This is a genomic window from Flavobacterium suzhouense (assembly GCF_042684765.1).
In the GTDB taxonomy this organism is placed as follows: domain Bacteria; phylum Bacteroidota; class Bacteroidia; order Flavobacteriales; family Flavobacteriaceae; genus Flavobacterium; species Flavobacterium suzhouense.
The window spans coordinates 479,772-495,243 of the sequence record NZ_JBHUMD010000026.1 but is presented as its reverse complement, the minus strand read 5'-3'; the positions used below and the strand labels follow the sequence as shown (position 1 = coordinate 495,243).

The 15,472-nt window shown below is 35.8% G+C and carries 17 protein-coding genes and 1 tRNA gene; 9 read left to right on the top strand and 9 right to left on the bottom strand.

What is annotated here, in order from left to right; genetic code table 11:
* Position 1 precedes the first annotated feature (1 nt).
* Complete coding sequence (locus tag ACFSR3_RS13045) at positions 2-520, top strand: DinB family protein (RefSeq protein ID WP_379821523.1); 519 nt, start codon at positions 2-4, stop codon at positions 518-520.
* Between the two features lie 23 nt (positions 521-543).
* On the opposite strand, the gene ACFSR3_RS13040 is transcribed toward ACFSR3_RS13045, so the two are convergent.
* From ACFSR3_RS13040 to aroB, 5 genes are all read right to left on the bottom strand, one after another.
* Positions 544-1,023 carry a hypothetical protein gene (locus tag ACFSR3_RS13040; protein ID WP_379821522.1) on the bottom strand — a complete coding sequence of 160 codons (480 nt, stop codon included), beginning with the start codon at positions 1,021-1,023 and terminating at the stop codon, positions 544-546.
* Between the two features lie 88 nt (positions 1,024-1,111).
* Entirely contained in the window at positions 1,112-1,570 is a 459-nt protein-coding gene (locus ACFSR3_RS13035) for a DNA primase (protein ID WP_379821521.1), read from the bottom strand.
* A 7-nt stretch (positions 1,571-1,577) separates the two neighbouring features.
* Positions 1,578-2,549, bottom strand: coding sequence for a deoxyhypusine synthase family protein (locus ACFSR3_RS13030; RefSeq protein ID WP_114756753.1), 972 nt, complete (start codon positions 2,547-2,549; stop codon positions 1,578-1,580).
* A 25-nt stretch (positions 2,550-2,574) separates the two neighbouring features.
* The gene (locus ACFSR3_RS13025) at positions 2,575-3,981 is read right to left on the bottom strand and encodes an arginine decarboxylase (RefSeq protein WP_114756752.1); all 1,407 of its coding nucleotides are present in this window, start codon (positions 3,979-3,981) and stop codon (positions 2,575-2,577) included.
* Positions 3,982-4,279: 298 nt separating this feature from the next.
* Positions 4,280-5,347: a 3-dehydroquinate synthase gene (gene aroB, locus ACFSR3_RS13020; RefSeq protein WP_379821519.1), complete on the bottom strand. Its 1,068-nt coding sequence runs from the start codon at positions 5,345-5,347 to the stop codon at positions 4,280-4,282.
* Positions 5,348-5,436: 89 nt separating this feature from the next.
* On the opposite strand from aroB, the gene ACFSR3_RS13015 reads away from it, so the two are divergent.
* The 3 genes from ACFSR3_RS13015 (at position 5,437) to ACFSR3_RS13005 (ending at position 7,169) form a co-directional block, all read left to right on the top strand.
* The gene (locus tag ACFSR3_RS13015) at positions 5,437-6,609 is read left to right on the top strand and encodes a proline dehydrogenase family protein (RefSeq protein WP_379821517.1); all 1,173 of its coding nucleotides are present in this window, start codon (positions 5,437-5,439) and stop codon (positions 6,607-6,609) included.
* Positions 6,610-6,621: 12 nt separating this feature from the next.
* Entirely contained in the window at positions 6,622-6,999 is a 378-nt protein-coding gene (locus ACFSR3_RS13010; protein WP_379821516.1) for a DUF4258 domain-containing protein, read from the top strand.
* A 92-nt stretch (positions 7,000-7,091) separates the two neighbouring features.
* Positions 7,092-7,169, top strand: a tRNA-Val gene (locus ACFSR3_RS13005).
* A gap of 507 nt (positions 7,170-7,676) precedes the next feature.
* Here ACFSR3_RS13005 and ACFSR3_RS13000 read toward each other — a convergent pair.
* A complete protein-coding gene (locus tag ACFSR3_RS13000) occupies positions 7,677-8,753 on the bottom strand; it encodes a ligand-binding sensor domain-containing protein (RefSeq protein ID WP_379821515.1) in 1,077 nt (358 codons plus the stop codon).
* 1,230 nt (positions 8,754-9,983) lie between these two features.
* On the opposite strand from ACFSR3_RS13000, the gene ACFSR3_RS12995 reads away from it, so the two are divergent.
* Both ACFSR3_RS12995 and ACFSR3_RS12990 read left to right on the top strand, forming a co-directional pair.
* Positions 9,984-10,418 carry a hypothetical protein gene (locus ACFSR3_RS12995; protein WP_379821514.1) on the top strand — a complete coding sequence of 145 codons (435 nt, stop codon included), beginning with the start codon at positions 9,984-9,986 and terminating at the stop codon, positions 10,416-10,418.
* A 17-nt stretch (positions 10,419-10,435) separates the two neighbouring features.
* Positions 10,436-11,023, top strand: coding sequence for a hypothetical protein (locus tag ACFSR3_RS12990; protein ID WP_379821512.1), 588 nt, complete (start codon positions 10,436-10,438; stop codon positions 11,021-11,023).
* A 79-nt stretch (positions 11,024-11,102) separates the two neighbouring features.
* On the opposite strand, the gene ACFSR3_RS12985 is transcribed toward ACFSR3_RS12990, so the two are convergent.
* The 3 genes from ACFSR3_RS12985 to ACFSR3_RS12975 form a co-directional block, all read right to left on the bottom strand.
* Entirely contained in the window at positions 11,103-11,318 is a 216-nt protein-coding gene (locus ACFSR3_RS12985; RefSeq protein WP_379821511.1) for a DUF6965 family protein, read from the bottom strand.
* A gap of 323 nt (positions 11,319-11,641) precedes the next feature.
* Positions 11,642-11,965, bottom strand: coding sequence for a nuclear transport factor 2 family protein (locus tag ACFSR3_RS12980; RefSeq protein ID WP_379821510.1), 324 nt, complete (start codon positions 11,963-11,965; stop codon positions 11,642-11,644).
* A gap of 21 nt (positions 11,966-11,986) precedes the next feature.
* Positions 11,987-12,769 (bottom strand): SDR family oxidoreductase, encoded by a 783-nt coding sequence (locus ACFSR3_RS12975; protein WP_379821509.1) that lies wholly within the window; start codon positions 12,767-12,769, stop codon positions 11,987-11,989.
* Between the two features lie 134 nt (positions 12,770-12,903).
* On the opposite strand from ACFSR3_RS12975, the gene ACFSR3_RS12970 reads away from it, so the two are divergent.
* The 3 genes from ACFSR3_RS12970 to ACFSR3_RS12960 all read left to right on the top strand — a co-directional run bounded on the left by ACFSR3_RS12970 (position 12,904) and on the right by ACFSR3_RS12960 (position 15,185).
* On the top strand, positions 12,904-13,275 hold the full coding sequence (locus tag ACFSR3_RS12970; protein ID WP_379821507.1) for a winged helix-turn-helix transcriptional regulator: 372 nt from the start codon (positions 12,904-12,906) through the stop codon (positions 13,273-13,275).
* 193 nt (positions 13,276-13,468) lie between these two features.
* A complete protein-coding gene (locus tag ACFSR3_RS12965; RefSeq protein ID WP_379821504.1) occupies positions 13,469-13,915 on the top strand; it encodes an Hsp20/alpha crystallin family protein in 447 nt (148 codons plus the stop codon).
* Positions 13,916-14,021: 106 nt separating this feature from the next.
* Entirely contained in the window at positions 14,022-15,185 is a 1,164-nt protein-coding gene (locus ACFSR3_RS12960; protein WP_379821503.1) for a cation:proton antiporter domain-containing protein, read from the top strand.
* Positions 15,186-15,472 lie beyond the last annotated feature (287 nt).

Sequence of the window (15,472 nt, the reverse complement as noted above, 5' to 3'; positions counted from 1 at the left end):
AATGAAAATAAGTGATATTACACCACATGAATATGCTCCTTATCAGGAATTATATATCAAGCTGGTAAATGATGAGTATAATCTTTTTGAAGAACTCGAAATTAGCGTTCATAATCTGGTGCATTTTGTCAGAGAGATTCCTATGGACAAATACGATTACAGATATGCAGAAGGGAAGTGGACTATTAAAGATATTCTTCAGCATCTTATAGATACTGAAAGGATATTTGCCTACAGGGCATTACGTTTTGCCAGAGCTGATGAAACAGAACTCCCTGGATTCGATGAGACTTCATATGGTAATGCAGCACATGGATCGGAAAGGAGTATTAATGAACTGCTTACAGAAATGTCAGCATTGCGCCATGCAAATATTATGATGTTTAAATCCTTTAGCTCTGAGGATTTACTGAGAAAAGGAACAGCTTCAGGTTACAGGGTCTCGGTAAGGGCTTTTGGATTCTTGCTGATAGGTCATCAAAGTCATCATATAAAGATATTTAAGGAAAGATATTTATAAAAAAAGCCGCTAAGCGGCTTTTTTTATGGGCAATTAATTTTGTTAATATACAATGGTGTAGTTGATTTTAAGTTTTTATAACGATATACATCGTCATCTCCTTTGATCATTTCCCCAAATTTTACACCTGCTTTGTTATCTTCTATAGTGAAAACTATTTCCTCGCGAACAGATTTGCCTTCACCTATAGCAGTACCTACAGCGGTAACAGTATTGTCTTTCATACTTCCTCTAAAAACAATTGTTTTTTTGTCTTTTTCATAAGGAGTAGATTTGTATGTACCAGATATTTTATCTCCATTTTTTAGAACAGTAAGCATCAAAGTATCTTTAGAGACAATCTGCATAAAACACATTTCCTCATTTTCGGGTAAATTTTCGCTAGCAGAATCATTATTAACAACTTCTTCAACTGCTTTTTCAGTTTCAGTTTTTTCCCCTTTTTGCTGACAGGAAGTCAAAAGTAAAAGGATTAAAGCTAATGATGTTATAGTATATTTCATTTTTGGTTTCTTTTTATAAAAGTAAGATATTACAAACAAAAAAAGAACTCTGTTAAGAGTTCTTTATATAAATTATTGAAGCGATAAATTAATCCTCCTCATCTTCGTCATCTTCGTCGTCGTCATAATCACGATCTTCATCATCGTCATCATCGTCGTCCTCTTCATCATCGTCCTCGTCGTCTTCATTTTCTTCATCTCCATCAGCTTTGACAGAACTACTTTTTTTACGGGATTTTTTTGAACTTGCATCGTCATCAGCGTCGTCATCGTCGCCAATTTCAAGGTCTTTTAATGTGTCGATATCATCAGCAGTGTCATCAATATCGTCATCATCATAATTTTCAATCCTGTCAGCAAGTTTAGTACTAACTTTCACAAGATATATAGTATCCTCAGTTCTTACCTCTACAGCCTCAATAGTTTCATTTTTGGCATTTTTAAAACGAATGGTGTTAGAATCATCATAACCATCAGGAAACTTCTCAACCAAAAGGGTAAGAATTTCATTAGTTAGCTTGGCATAGTCAACTATAACTCTTTTCATAAATCTATTATAAATCTAATAAGTAAGCAAAAATTAGTGGGGCAACAATAGTTGCATCAGATTCAATTATAAATTTAGGGGTATTTATATCAAGTTTACCCCATGTAATCTTTTCATTCGGTACAGCACCTGAATAAGAACCATAACTGGTTGTTGAATCAGATATCTGACAGAAATAACTCCAGAATGGAACATCATGCATTTCCATATCCTGATAAAGCATAGGAACAACACAGATAGGGAAATCTCCGGCAATACCTCCACCAATCTGGAAGAAACCAACACCTTTACTGCTGTTCTTTGTGTACCAGTCAGCAAGGAATGTCATATATTCAATACCAGACTTCATTGTAGATGCTTTTAGTTCACCTTTAATTACGTATGAAGCGAAGATGTTACCCATTGTACTGTCTTCCCAGCCTGGTACAATAATAGGTAAATTTTTCTCAGCTGCAGCATACATCCAGCTATCTTTTAGGTCAATTTCATAATATTCTTCTAAAACACCTGAAAGCAGCATTTTATACATGAATTCATGTGGAAAATAACGCTCTCCTTTTTCGTCAGCATCTTTCCATATCTTATGGATGTGTTTTTGGAGACGGCGGAAAGCTTCGTGTTCAGGAATACAAGTATCGGTAACACGATTAAGCCCTCTTTCTAAAAGATCCCATTCCTGCTGAGGCGTTAGGTCTCTGTAATTAGGAACACGCTCATAGTGAGAGTGAGCTACAAGGTTCATTATATCTTCTTCAAGGTTAGCTCCTGTACATGAAATTATCTGTACTTTATCCTGACGAATCATTTCGGCGAAAATTTTCCCAAGTTCTGCCGTACTCATAGCGCCCGCAAGCGTCACCATCATCTGGGCACCATCCTGTAGCTGTTTTTCATAGCCTTTAGCGGCATCTACAAGCGCAGCACTATTAAAGTGCAGATAGTACTTTTCAATAAACTGGCTAATTGGTCCTTTGCTCATTGTTTGTTGTATTTAAATTCAAGTATTATTTCTTTTCTCTGTTATAACCTAATATAGATAGTACTTCTTCAGCCTGTTGTTGCTCTGAGAATACTTCTGTTGCTAATATTCCGTTTTCGTCCCTGTCTATAAGGATATGTTTAGGTTGCGGAATAAGGCAGTGGTGTAATCCTCCATAGCCACCAATTGTTTCCTGATAAGCACCTGTGTTGAAGAATCCAATATATAATGGTTTTTCTTTATTGTATTTAGGCAGGTAAATGGCATTCATGTTTTGCTCCGAGTTGTAATAGTCATCACTGTCGCAAGTTAGTCCGCCTAATAAAACCCTTTCATACTGATCATTCCATCTATTAATGGCAAGCATTATGAAACGTTTATTTATCGCCCAGGTATCCGGAAGGGTAGTGATGAATGATGAATCAATCATATTCCATTTTTCCCTGTCATTTTGTTGTTTTTGGTATAGAACCTGATAAATAGCCCCTCCACTTTCGCCAACTGTAAACGAACCGAATTCTGTGTAGATATTAGGTACAGGAACTTCTGCATCGTCGCATGCAATCTTGATTTGATTAAGGATTTCATCAATCATATACTGGTAATCGTATTCGAAAGCCAGTGAATTTTTGATTGGGAATCCTCCACCTATGTTAAGACTGTCAAGGGTAGGGCATTCTTTTTTAAGATTAACATAAACCTTAAGACATTTTACCAACTCGTTCCAGTAGTATGAAGTATCTCTAATCCCTGTATTGATAAAGAAGTGAAGCATTTTAAGCTCTACTTTTTTATTTTCATGTATCTGTTTTCTGTAAAAAGGGAGTATGTTTTTGTAACCAATTCCAAGACGAGATGTATAGAACTCAAATTTAGGTTCTTCTTCAGCCGCAATACGAATACCTATTTTGAACTTGCCGTTGATTTGTTCCTGTAAAAGATCAAGTTCTTCGTAGTTATCAATAATAGGGATGGTTCGGCTGTGTCCGTTATTGATTAGCCTTGCAATGTTTTCTATATACTGGTCTCTTTTGAATCCATTACAGATCACATAGGTATTCTTGTTGATTTTTCCTTTTTCAAGAAGCTTTTCAACAATATTTACGTCGAATGCAGCAGATGTCTCAATATGAATGTTGTTCTTGAAAGCCTCATCCATGATATATTCAAAGTGAGAGCTTTTTGTACAATAACAATAGTAATATTTACCCTCATATTTGTTTTTCTCCATTGCATTTCTAAACCATCCTTTTGCTTTACGGATATTATTAGAGATTGCAGGAAGATATGTGAATTTAAGAGGTGTGCCGTATTGCTCAACAAGTTTCATTAAGTCAATATTATGAAACTGAAGATTGTCTTTATTAAGAGTGAATTCTTCCTGTGGGAAGTAAAAAGTTTGATTTATAAGGTCGTAATATTTTGTGTTCATTTGAAAATTAATGGATGTTTTGATTATAAAAATAAGATTTATTCCTAAGATTATAATCTGATTTTCAAACTCTTATATTCGCATACATAATCTGTAGCTTTTCACGACAGGTAATTCCGGAATGAAATACAAACATGTCCGCAATTCTGCGAACAGCAAATACAGTACTGTTTGCCTGTGCAAAAGCCTTTAATTTACTGATGGTCCCAAAAAGGGAAAACATGCTTTGGTTCATTTTCATCAGGGCAAATGTAAAAAATATTAATTCGTATTTAAAAACAAATCTCTTAAAAAAATGTTAGGTTTTATAGTCTGCGAAGGCCTTGACAATCAAAGAGTTTTCAGCCGTTTTGTTGATTACTGTTTTTCCAATTTTATCCAAAAGAACAAATTGAACCTCTCCGGATACATTTTTTTTATCATGTACCAGTAATTTAATGATTTCTGCTATATCGTTTTCGTTAAAATCAACCTTCTCAAAAATGTTTTCAATAACAGTTTTTACTTCGATATAGTCATTAATAGAAATTAGATTTTGTTGCAATGAAAGATATGCTTCTATAATCATTCCTATAGCAATGGCTTCACCATGTAGAAGAGGCTCTTTAGCAGAGTTTTCTAAAAAATAAGATTCAATAGCATGTCCGATTGTATGTCCGAAATTGAGCGCTTTACGAATTCCTTTCTCTTTAGGATCCTGCTCAACTATATTATTCTTTATTAGTATTGATTCATGTATTAATTGGCCTAAATCATCAGTAGTCAGATTGTTCAGATCAAAGAATTGCGTCCAGTAATTTTTGTCGGCTATCAGCCCATGTTTTAGCATTTCAGCAAGACCTGACCGCATTTGATTGGAAGGTAAGGTGTCAAGAAAATTGATATCAATGAGTACAGCTGTAGGGTTATTGATAATGCCTATCTGATTTTTTAATATCCCCAAGTCTACACCGGTTTTACCTCCAACTGAAGCATCAACCATTGCTAAAAGGGAAGTAGGAACGTTAATAAAATCCATACCTCTTTTAAATGTTGAAGCAACAAACCCACCTAAATCGGTAACTACACCACCTCCAAGATTAATTACTATGCTTTTTCTGTCAGCGCCAAGTTCAGTAAGCGCATGCCATACTTCAATACAGGTCTCGATGGATTTATTAATCTCCCCGGCTTCTATTTCAATAATTTCGATTGGTAGCTCGGTTGCTACCTGCGCTAAAAAATTTGGCAGACAATATTGTGAGGTATTTGTGTCGGCCAGGACAAATAAAGTGGAATAATTTTCGGGTAATAAAACCTCCTGCAAATAGGTATAGCAGTACTCGTTAAAATATATAGTATAAGAGGATGTTTTGATGGCTTCCATAAAATTACATTAAAGAAAAAGCAAAATAAGGCAATTAATACTTTAAATTCTTGAACAGTCTTTATATTTGCACAAATTTTTTAAACACAATGGAAAAAATCTTCAATAATACTGCCGATGCATTTGCATTAAAAAGTGACACTGAACTTGACAGGGCTTATTTTCTATTTAAAATGATAGCTTCCCAACCATTGGTGAGGATAGGTACAGCGGTGACAAACTTTGCACTAAACCTTCATTTACCGGTAGAGGGGCTTATAAGGGCTACAGTTTTTGATCACTTTTGTGGTGGCACTACTGAAGAAGACTGTCTTCCGGTAGTAGATAAAATGTTTACTAAAGGAGTTTCTTCTGTACTTGATTATTCAGTAGAAGCGAAAGAGGATGAGTCTGAATTTGATAAAGCTTTAGAGAAGACTTTAAAAACTATTGAGTTTGCTAAAGAAAGAGCTGCAATTCCTTTTGCAGTATTCAAGCCTACAGGTTTCGGAAGATTTGATCTTTGGGTAAAACTTGGTGAAAGAAAAGCTTTTACAGCAGAGGAAACAACTGAATGGAAGAGGGTGGTAGAGCGTTTTGAAATTGTATGTAAAACGGCTCATGATAATGATGTTGCACTTCTTATTGATGCTGAAGAGAGTTGGATGCAGGATGCTGCAGATGACCTTGTGGCTGATATGATGCGTAAATACAACAAGAACAAAGCTATTGTTTATAATACGCTTCAAATGTATCGTTGGGACAGGCTGGATTATTTAAAGAAATTACACGAGCAGGCTAAAGCTGAAGGCTTTCATATAGGTATGAAGGTTGTAAGGGGAGCTTATATGGAGAAAGAGAATAAGCGTGCTGAAGAAATGGGTTATTCAACCCCTATATGTGAATCAAAAGAGGCAACAGATATCAATTATGATAACTGTATAAAATATATGGTTGATCATATTGATTCTATGGCCATTTTTGCAGGCACACACAATGAAGAAAGTTCGTATAAGTTGATTGAACTTATGAAGCAGAAAGGCATTCGCGCTAATGATGAAAAAGTATTTTTTGGTCAACTTTATGGTATGAGTGATAATATCAGCTTTAATCTGGCTGCTCATGGTTATCATGTTGCAAAATATCTTCCTTTTGGTCCCGTTAGGGATGTTATGCCATACTTGATAAGGAGGGCAGAGGAGAATACATCCGTTGCCGGACAAACTAGCCGTGAACTAAACCTTATTAGTGCAGAAAGAAAAAGAAGAAAACTTCAGGATTAAAATCTCTATAAAATGAAATTAAAACACAGAATAGCATATTATATCTTTGGACTGACACTTGGTTTTTTTCTTGTAGCTTTTATATTTAATAAACGAGGACAAGACTTTTGTTACCTGCCAAATTGTAGGGTTTTAAAAGATTTTAAGACTAAAGGTTTAACCATTTCTAAGGAAGCTCAGGCTAAAATAAATGAGAAATGGGTAACTATGGAAGATATAAAAAATAGCCTTGAGAACGGAAATGTAGATTTTTCTAAAAGCAATAAGCTAAATCCGGGTGGAGGGAAGATTTATGTTATTGAGACCATAACTGCTAAAAATGAACCTGTTATATTTGAAATAATTAATCATACAGACAGGGCTATTTTAAAGGATATAAAAAAACAATAATTTTTTTCGCAAAAGGCTTGCAAATACAAATACTAAGCGTATATTTGCACCCGTAATACTGAAACAAACAACGCTTCGGGATTGCAAAAAAAGGGCGATTAGCTCAGTTGGTTCAGAGCATCTCGTTTACACCGAGAGGGTCGGGGGTTCGAATCCCTCATCGCCCACCACTTTGAAAACTCTTCAGGAAACTGAAGAGTTTTTTTTTATTTTAAATATTCCTAATCTTGTTTACTCCAAGTGGAGTGAGGTTTATTTCTAGAGCTTTGGGGATTCATCACAAAAAAAGACGAAGACTACATTTTGTTTTCTTCCGCATTTAAGAATAGACTTTAAACGTTCATTTCATAATTTAATAGATATCTAAAGCGAAAGGTTGTTGTTGTCCTAAATAAATTATTCTTTAGGCAGTATATTTCAAATTTAGATCTAAAATAAGGTATCTCCTGTCCAAAAACGAGTTTGGTAACTTCAAAAACGTTACTGAAGTCATTTAATTTTTTAAGTCCATCTCAATTTCTGCTCACTAAAATAACCACTAAAGTTTAAAAGCATGAAAAGTGCCGGTAATCGAAGTGCAAATCTTTAACTCTGCACTAATGTGCAATCGGAGAAATGAACTTGAATTTAGCAGAAATCCAGCCATTTAGGCAAATTAATGTTGTTAGTTTGTGTTTTTAAAATTGCTTATCAAATGTCTTTCCGTTGAATTTATAAACACAACCTTCTGCCATTCCAAAAAGCAAGTTTTTATTTTGGTCTTCATAAATGCTCCAAATCATTTGAGAGTTCAATTTTGGGTCAATTTTATAGTTCGTCAACGCTTTGCCGTCATATTTCCAAGCTCCAGAATCTCGATCTCCAAACCAGATGTTTCCTTTTGAATCTTCTTCAATGACAAAGACTGATTGCAACCCTGTATTTTTTGCAAATTGTTGCGTTTTAGTGTTCGCTTCAAACTCATTTATTGAGATGAATTTTCCTTGTTCTTTAGAGAAATGAGTTATGGAATCTTCTTCTTTTAATAATACTCCAATTCCGTTATTTCCTATCCAAATTCGCCCTTTTGAATCTGCTAATACACTTCTTATGTGCAAAGTCTCATTGTCTTTAAGTTTTAAGGTTTTATGATCAAAAACAGTTACTGTTTTACCATCATAATTAAATAGTGCTGCATAGGTTGCAATCCAAACTTTACCGTTATGTTCTGTTGATATGTCTGTTACGCCATAAGAATTATTTTGGTTTTCATTTTTAGGTATTGGAAAAATTAGATAGTTCATATTCTTTCCGTCAAAACGACTTATTCCGCCTTCTTCGTCTGCATAAAACCATAAATCCCCATTGGTTTTATTCCATTCATATTTTGGGTTATTAAAATTTGATGAATAAGTGACAAGCTTTTCTTTGTCATAAACATTTACTCCTTTTGAAGTTCCAATCCAAATTTTGCCGTTATTGTCTTCCTGGATTGAACGGATTTGATTGTCTGATAAGCCGTCATTGGTTGTAAAGTATTCAAATGATACTCCGTTATAAATACTTACACCTTCATTATGACTTCCAAACCAATAATTACCTTTACTGTCTTGAAAGATTGCACGTATGCCTGAGGTAAATTTCAATGTGTCGATTTTTGAAGTCGCTACCAATTCTGACTTGTTTGTTTCCTTTTTAGTTGATTTTTTTTGGAAACAAGAAAAGTTGAGTGTCAATATGAGTATTAAGAAAATCAATTTTATTCTTTTATTCATTTTTGGTTTTATAATATATCGTACAATTCGTTTAGATGTATGATAAAATTACACATATTTGCTATAATATATTGGCTTGATGTACTTTTGATTCTGTTGTGTCCAATAGCAACTTTTCCTTTTATGGTATACATATCTAATATCAAAGATCATTGCTGTTTGAAATCTATTTTTCTTGAGGGGCTGATTTTTACATTAAGCTATAGAAATCCAGAAGAGATTATGAAAAGGGTAGTGTTTAGATCGATTATACTATGATTCAGAATTAAGTGTATAAGTTAAACCCATTTATTTGACAAATGCAACAGAACAATTTTTGTGCGTTGTTGAAAATTTGGACAGAAATAAAAAAGCCTACAAATATGAAAATTTATAGGCTTAAAATATTTTTGGAGACGTTTTGTGTGTTTTTGGCAACTTTGAAAAGTGTGCCTTAAACCGTCTTCGTGGAATCGCCGGGAATCGAACCTAAGTTAGGAAACCTGCATATTTATTGATGTTTTCAACTTTTTAAAAGAGCATTGCACCGAATTTGCCACAAAACTAATTGCGACACATTAACGACTTGCAAGAGCGTTATAATCAGTACAAAATTAATGATTTAAACGATAAAACTGCTTGCTGCATCGGAATTAATTTCCGATGCAGAAATTAACTTTCCAGTATTTACAAGCCTTCGCAAAGGGCGAGGTACAAATATGGTACAGATTTAAACATAATATCGATAAACATTACAAACAAGTTAAGAGTTTGTACGTCAGAGATGTATAGGAACTTTGGGAACGATTAATAAAAGCAAATATATAATTTTTCAAGTGGCAAAGCTCAATTTTATGACTTTCTTTTTCATAAAATGTTTCTGTCAATTTGCTAAAGTTTTGGCATCTAAAGATCTTACTGTAATTTAAGCCTAACCTTCATCTTTATTTTAAATTTATATAATCTTCATCATCGACTTATCTAAATGTCGATCTGGTTTATCTAGACCTTAAACCTGTAACATTTTCCCAATTAGCAAACCTTTGTGATGTAACATAAGAAAATGATTACGGCATAGCTACTCCTAATCATTGTTCAGGTTTATCACCGCTTTTTCAGACTTTAACGCGACTACACTTCTATAGAACGTTTATTTCTTGGTGTTTAAAACAATTCTAAATTAATAGAAATAAAGAAATTTTTAAAACCATACATGCAAAATAAGCGTAAACAATCTAAAACCTAACAACCATGAAACTACATAAAAAGATCAGGAGAGCTATTTTTATTGTGAGCGGAGTCTTTGTATTGCTAATAGCAGTTTTACTATTTCATATTATAACTGCGAAACCTGCTGTTTATGATACTCCTAATTTGCAGGTAAGCAGAATTGATTTTATGTCTGACATTGATTCGCTACAGGCAAAACAAATCTGTTCTGATTTGAGGACTATAAAAGGCCTTACATCAGATTCTATCATTGTGAAAAGAAACGTCGTGGTGTATTTTCATAATAATAACATTACCAGTTCCAAGAAAGTATTTGATGAGCTGATGTCTAAAAGGCCTTATCAGGCTAAGCGATATATTCTGCCCGCAAACTTGGCTTCGCAAGAAGTTTGTCCAGTGGATCAAAATAGCACGAGTTACAAGCTTTCTAAAAAAATCAACCAATTATTCAATTAACCTTAAATACTTTTATTATGAAATTTTATTCAAAAATTACATTTAGCCTGCTGCTGGTTACATCTACCGCTTTGCTTTCATGTAGCAGCGATGATGAAACGAAACCAATCGTTAAAGCAACAATTTATGAAAGGCTTGGAGGAACTACAATGGTAGCTGATCCGGATAACGACGGTCAAATGATCGAGCAGGGACGCCTTAGTTACCGTAAGGTTGTTAACTCAGCAATAGGACTAATTGTAGCTGATATCCAGTCTAATGCTTCAGGTAATTTACAGGCACACTTTGCACCTCTTTTAGCAGAGACAGGTACAACCCAAACTACAAATATTGCTAAATTATCGGATAATCTAACAGATTTCTTTTCCTTCAATACAGGAGGGACCAATGCAGTTAATACCTATTCCGGCTTAGATATGGTTTCGGCACACGATCCGGCTGTTAACCAACGCATGGGCACCAAAGCAAGCGATGCAGATTACACTAAATTTGTAGGTTATGTAGGCGCTGCAGCCAATGCAAACGGTGTTGCCTCAAATACAGAACTTTATACGGATATTGTAGCTGTTTTAGAATCACTTAGAACACCGATTGTTCAAAAATAATACAGCTTACATAAAAGGCTGCCCTTCTCCGGGCAGCTTTTTTTTTCGAAACAACATGCCCAACATCAAAATTATTGCTTTAATCAGGTCTTTTTTGTTTTTGCATATCTTGGTAAAACTCTTTCAACCGCCACCAGGCAGGGCAGGTTTCCAAATTACCTTTGTGGTTATTAATAAGCACAAAAGTGTGATTAAGAAATGCCTGTGTGTCGGTAATCTTTGCATGAGGTTTCCAATTTACTTCTTTCGGCGGTGGATTTTCAATAAAGTAGCGTTTTATTTCTTCCGGTGTCATACAGCAATAATTAAAAACCCTTCCGAAGAAGGGTCAATAATAACATTTGGATTTTGATGAAATTGAACAATGCAAATTTAAAAATCAGTAAATTAATCATAAAAACAGATTAACAAAATTTTAATAGCAATAGATTTTAGTTTTCAGGATCGGTCTTAATTCTGTGGAATCACACAGGGCTAGTTAGAGATAGATCCTGTTCAGAAATTATATTGTCTTTTATGGTGCAAATTAATGAGGTGCCAAGCCCAGAGTAAATTATGAATACATACCTTCTGTATTTAATCAAGGAGAATGACTGATTTTCGGTCTCTCTTTTTTTCTTACCCTGTCACTTTTAAATGCTGAATTTGTCCATCTATAACATCAAAATGAAATTTTAAGGTAATCGGGCTTCCCGGAAATGTGCCGGAGCACTCTGCCGATAGTACCCCTGAAGTTCCATTCCCGGTATATTCAAGGGGTTTCATCATTGATTTGTAATTTTCATTTGATTGATTGATCCAATGCTGAATCTCATTCCTGCCGTTATGCGTTTTGCCTTCATCAAATACTACCGCGGTTTCAGAAAAACAGTTCGCGTAGGCAATGCTGTCGAAACTGTTCTGAGCATTAACCAGGTCTATAATTACTTTCGGTAAGTTCATGTTATTATTTTTTTTAGATTATTAAATTGTCGGTACGGTACCTCCATCAATTATAAATTCAGTTCCCGTCAGATATTTGGCTCTTGGTGAAACAAGAAAACCAACTAATTCAGCTACTTCTTCAGGCTCCGCAGGCCTGCCATAAGGTATTCCGCCAAGGGCATCCATTACACTTTGCTGCGCCTCTTCCACGGTGCTGTTAGCGTTTCTTGCAATCTCGCCCAGCCAGGCTTCTGATGCTGTCGTATTTATCCATCCGGGAGATACGGTTAACACACGGATCCCTTTTGGTGTTACTTCATTTGATAAGCTTTTACTATAGTTTCTTAATCCTGCCTTTGCAGCGGCATAAGGCAAGGTAGAATCATATAGGGGCAGTATACCCTGAATAGAGGCTATGTGAATAATCACACCGCTTTTTTGCTCAAGCATTTGAGGTAAAAATCCTCTGTCCAGCCTGACAGGAGCTAGCAGATTAGCCTGTAGGGTTGATATCCAGTCCTCATCAGTTAAGGCATTAAAGCCTCCTGCAGGCGTTGTTGAAGAACCGAGATTGTTTACAAGGATGTCCAGTCTCCCATAAGTAGATAACACTTCATTGATTACTTTTTCTGCTCCTTGTGCCTCACTTAAATCGGCAGGAATGAAATGCAGTTTGCTGTTTTTGTCCTCTGAAAAGTTCCTCGCAGTAATAATTACCGTGGCGCCGGCTTGAAGCAGTCTTTCTGCAATTGCCTTTCCGGCTCCTTTTGTACCTCCTGTCACTAAGGCAATCTTGCCTGATAATTCATTTTTATAATCCATCGTATATTTTATTTAAATTTCTTTGTACAAATCTCTGAAGTATGTTAGTTCCTCACAAGTACGGAGTTACGATTCATATAGGGATAAATTTTTCCCTTATTGTACATATAAGGACATAGGATTACATTTGTAATATGTATGAAAGAAAAACAATACCTAACCTAAATTGCGGCCTTGACCTAATAGGTGAAGTTCTCTATGGGAAATGGAAAATACGTCTGCTTTGGTTTATCGATCAGGGACATAAAAGGCCAAGTGAATTGCAACGCAAAATACCGGATGCTACGCGCAGGGTTTTAAATATCCAACTGAAAGAATTAGAGGAACACGAACTTGTATCAAAGGTTATTTTCCCTGTTGTTCCACCAAAGGTTGAATATAGCCTCACAGATTTTGGGAAAACACTCATTCCGGTAATCGCAACTATCGGAAATTGGGGAGATGAACACGAAGAGCGTTTGCGATCATTGATTTTAAAGCGTATAGATAGTATGAAACATATGTAAAGCTTAAGTGATGAGCTATATATGAGCATAGGCTGTCAAAATTTCATTTTTTGTTGTGTCAAAATTTCATTTTTGAGACTGAAAAAATGTCATTTTTGTCTATTGGCATTTTGTTTGTTTACTAATTGTTATAGCGGTTAGCCAGCCGCAATGTTCTTTAAATTTTTGTATAACTAATTAAAAAGTAAGTATTATGACACTAATGAAAAGAAATGGGAGTATGCTCCCTGCATTTCCTGGATTTGATGATCTGTTCACCCGCGAGCTTTTTAACTGGGGAAACACTAATTTTTCGTCCACCAGTACAACCATCCCGTCTGTAAACATCAAAGAAAACGACGAATCTTTTGAGGTGGAAGTGGCCGCTCCGGGTATGGAGAAACAGGATTTTAACATCACGCTTGACGGCACGCTGCTAACCATCTCTTCGGTAAGGCGAAACAGCCATGAAGAGAAGCAGGACAATTACACTCGCCGCGAATTCAGTTATCAGTCATTCCAGCGCCGCTTTGAGCTTCCTAAACAGGTAGTGGATGAGGATAATATCAATGCCCATTATGAGAACGGGCTGCTTCACATTACCATTCCGAAAAGGGATGAAGCCAGAAGGAAAGCGCCGAGGCTAATTGAGATCGCTTAATTTATAATAATCTGACAGTTTCGATTTCGCTTTAATTTTCTTGACTGACGAAGGCTGTCCCGCAAAATGCAGGACAGCCTTTTTTTATTAACCCATTCCTGTATTTATGAATTCTGAAATATTTACCGGTATTGTTGTATTGTCTTTTGTTATTCTGCTGCTCATCCTGCTGCTCAGAAAATTGAGACAACCTTATTTTATTGCCTATATGCTGTCGGGTGTGCTACTGGGACCTGAAGTTTTTGGTATCATTGGTAAAGGTGAAACCATAGAACAATTAGGTGAACTGGGCATTATACTGTTGATGTTCTTTATTGGTGCTGAAATTAATCTGCCTAGCCTGACCAGGAATTTTGAGAAACCTTTGCTGGCTGCGCTTACCCAGTTGCTGCTTAGCCTTGGACTTATGTACGGTATTGGTTATTACCTAAACTGGTCTTATACCACGATCATGCTAACTGGATTCATCATTAGTCTGAGTAGTTCTGCCATAATATTCCAGTATCTTTCGCGAAACGGGGAAATTAATTCATCACTGGGGCTTATTACTTGTGGGGTACTTTTAATACAGGACATCCTTATTGTCCCAATGATGCTTACGCTGAATTTTATGGCACGCGGTTCGGTAGAACCTTCTGATCTCGTTAAGGTTACTTTCGGTGCTATGCTGACTGTGGCCTTCCTGAGAGCTGCCTTTATAAAAAAACTCTTTAAGATCCCTTTTAAAAAAGATATCCTCGTCGACCATGACCTACAAGTGTTTATAGGTTTTGCGCTTTGTTTCGGTATGGCATGGGTAACGCAATGGTTTGGCCTCTCGGGTGCCTTTGGAGCATTTACTGCCGGAATTGTAATAGGACAGGATAAGGCCACCCGCTGGCTAGATAGGTCGCTGGTGCCTTTCAGGGTGTTCTTTCTCGCATTCTTCTTTATTTCAATAGGACTCCAGATACAGTTGGGTTTTATCAGGGAGAATATCGGGACAATTCTTTTTGTTGCTTTTTCGGTACTTATCATCAACAGCCTTATCAATGCTGTGGTTTTCAAAGCTACAGGACACAGTTGGCGCGATAGTGTCTATGCAGGTGCACTGCTTTCACAGATTGGAGAGTTTAGCTTTGTACTCATGACTATGGCATTTGACCTCAAGCTCATCGGCAGCTATACTTACCAGGTTACGCTTGCTGTGATTGCCCTGACCATGGTCTTCACTACAATATGGATTGCAATTATACAAAAGTTCATTTACCGGTTACGTATTGTCACCTAAAATTGTTGTTTAGGTAAGAAGGAAGAATCGAACAACTTAAAAACAGAAGTTGATTGGCAGCTACATTCCACATTAGCTTTTAAATATTGTGGCTGTCTTTCATGTAGTTCACATCGTAATTTTTACATTAATGTTATAAAATTTTACGCTGTTTGACAAATAGCTGTTATATAGCTATGAGGAGCCAAAGTTATTGATTACTTTTAGCTCAGGATTATTTATAATTCGGTCCACACCTTAGTCGAAAGCCTCCTAATTAAGGGGGCTTTCGATATTAATATCATTTT

Coding starts and splice junctions, on each gene's coding strand:
- ACFSR3_RS13045 (WP_379821523.1), top strand. CDS start 2: ATGAAAATAAGTGATATTACACCACATGAATATGCTCCTTATCAGGAA.
- ACFSR3_RS13040 (WP_379821522.1), bottom strand. CDS start 1,023: ATGAAATATACTATAACATCATTAGCTTTAATCCTTTTACTTTTGACT.
- ACFSR3_RS13035 (WP_379821521.1), bottom strand. CDS start 1,570: ATGAAAAGAGTTATAGTTGACTATGCCAAGCTAACTAATGAAATTCTT.
- ACFSR3_RS13030 (WP_114756753.1), bottom strand. CDS start 2,549: ATGAGCAAAGGACCAATTAGCCAGTTTATTGAAAAGTACTATCTGCAC.
- ACFSR3_RS13025 (WP_114756752.1), bottom strand. CDS start 3,981: ATGAACACAAAATATTACGACCTTATAAATCAAACTTTTTACTTCCCA.
- aroB (WP_379821519.1), bottom strand. CDS start 5,347: ATGGAAGCCATCAAAACATCCTCTTATACTATATATTTTAACGAGTAC.
- ACFSR3_RS13015 (WP_379821517.1), top strand. CDS start 5,437: ATGGAAAAAATCTTCAATAATACTGCCGATGCATTTGCATTAAAAAGT.
- ACFSR3_RS13010 (WP_379821516.1), top strand. CDS start 6,622: ATGAAATTAAAACACAGAATAGCATATTATATCTTTGGACTGACACTT.
- ACFSR3_RS13000 (WP_379821515.1), bottom strand. CDS start 8,753: ATGAATAAAAGAATAAAATTGATTTTCTTAATACTCATATTGACACTC.
- ACFSR3_RS12995 (WP_379821514.1), top strand. CDS start 9,984: ATGAAACTACATAAAAAGATCAGGAGAGCTATTTTTATTGTGAGCGGA.
- ACFSR3_RS12990 (WP_379821512.1), top strand. CDS start 10,436: ATGAAATTTTATTCAAAAATTACATTTAGCCTGCTGCTGGTTACATCT.
- ACFSR3_RS12985 (WP_379821511.1), bottom strand. CDS start 11,318: ATGACACCGGAAGAAATAAAACGCTACTTTATTGAAAATCCACCGCCG.
- ACFSR3_RS12980 (WP_379821510.1), bottom strand. CDS start 11,965: ATGAACTTACCGAAAGTAATTATAGACCTGGTTAATGCTCAGAACAGT.
- ACFSR3_RS12975 (WP_379821509.1), bottom strand. CDS start 12,769: ATGGATTATAAAAATGAATTATCAGGCAAGATTGCCTTAGTGACAGGA.
- ACFSR3_RS12970 (WP_379821507.1), top strand. CDS start 12,904: ATGTATGAAAGAAAAACAATACCTAACCTAAATTGCGGCCTTGACCTA.
- ACFSR3_RS12965 (WP_379821504.1), top strand. CDS start 13,469: ATGACACTAATGAAAAGAAATGGGAGTATGCTCCCTGCATTTCCTGGA.
- ACFSR3_RS12960 (WP_379821503.1), top strand. CDS start 14,022: ATGAATTCTGAAATATTTACCGGTATTGTTGTATTGTCTTTTGTTATT.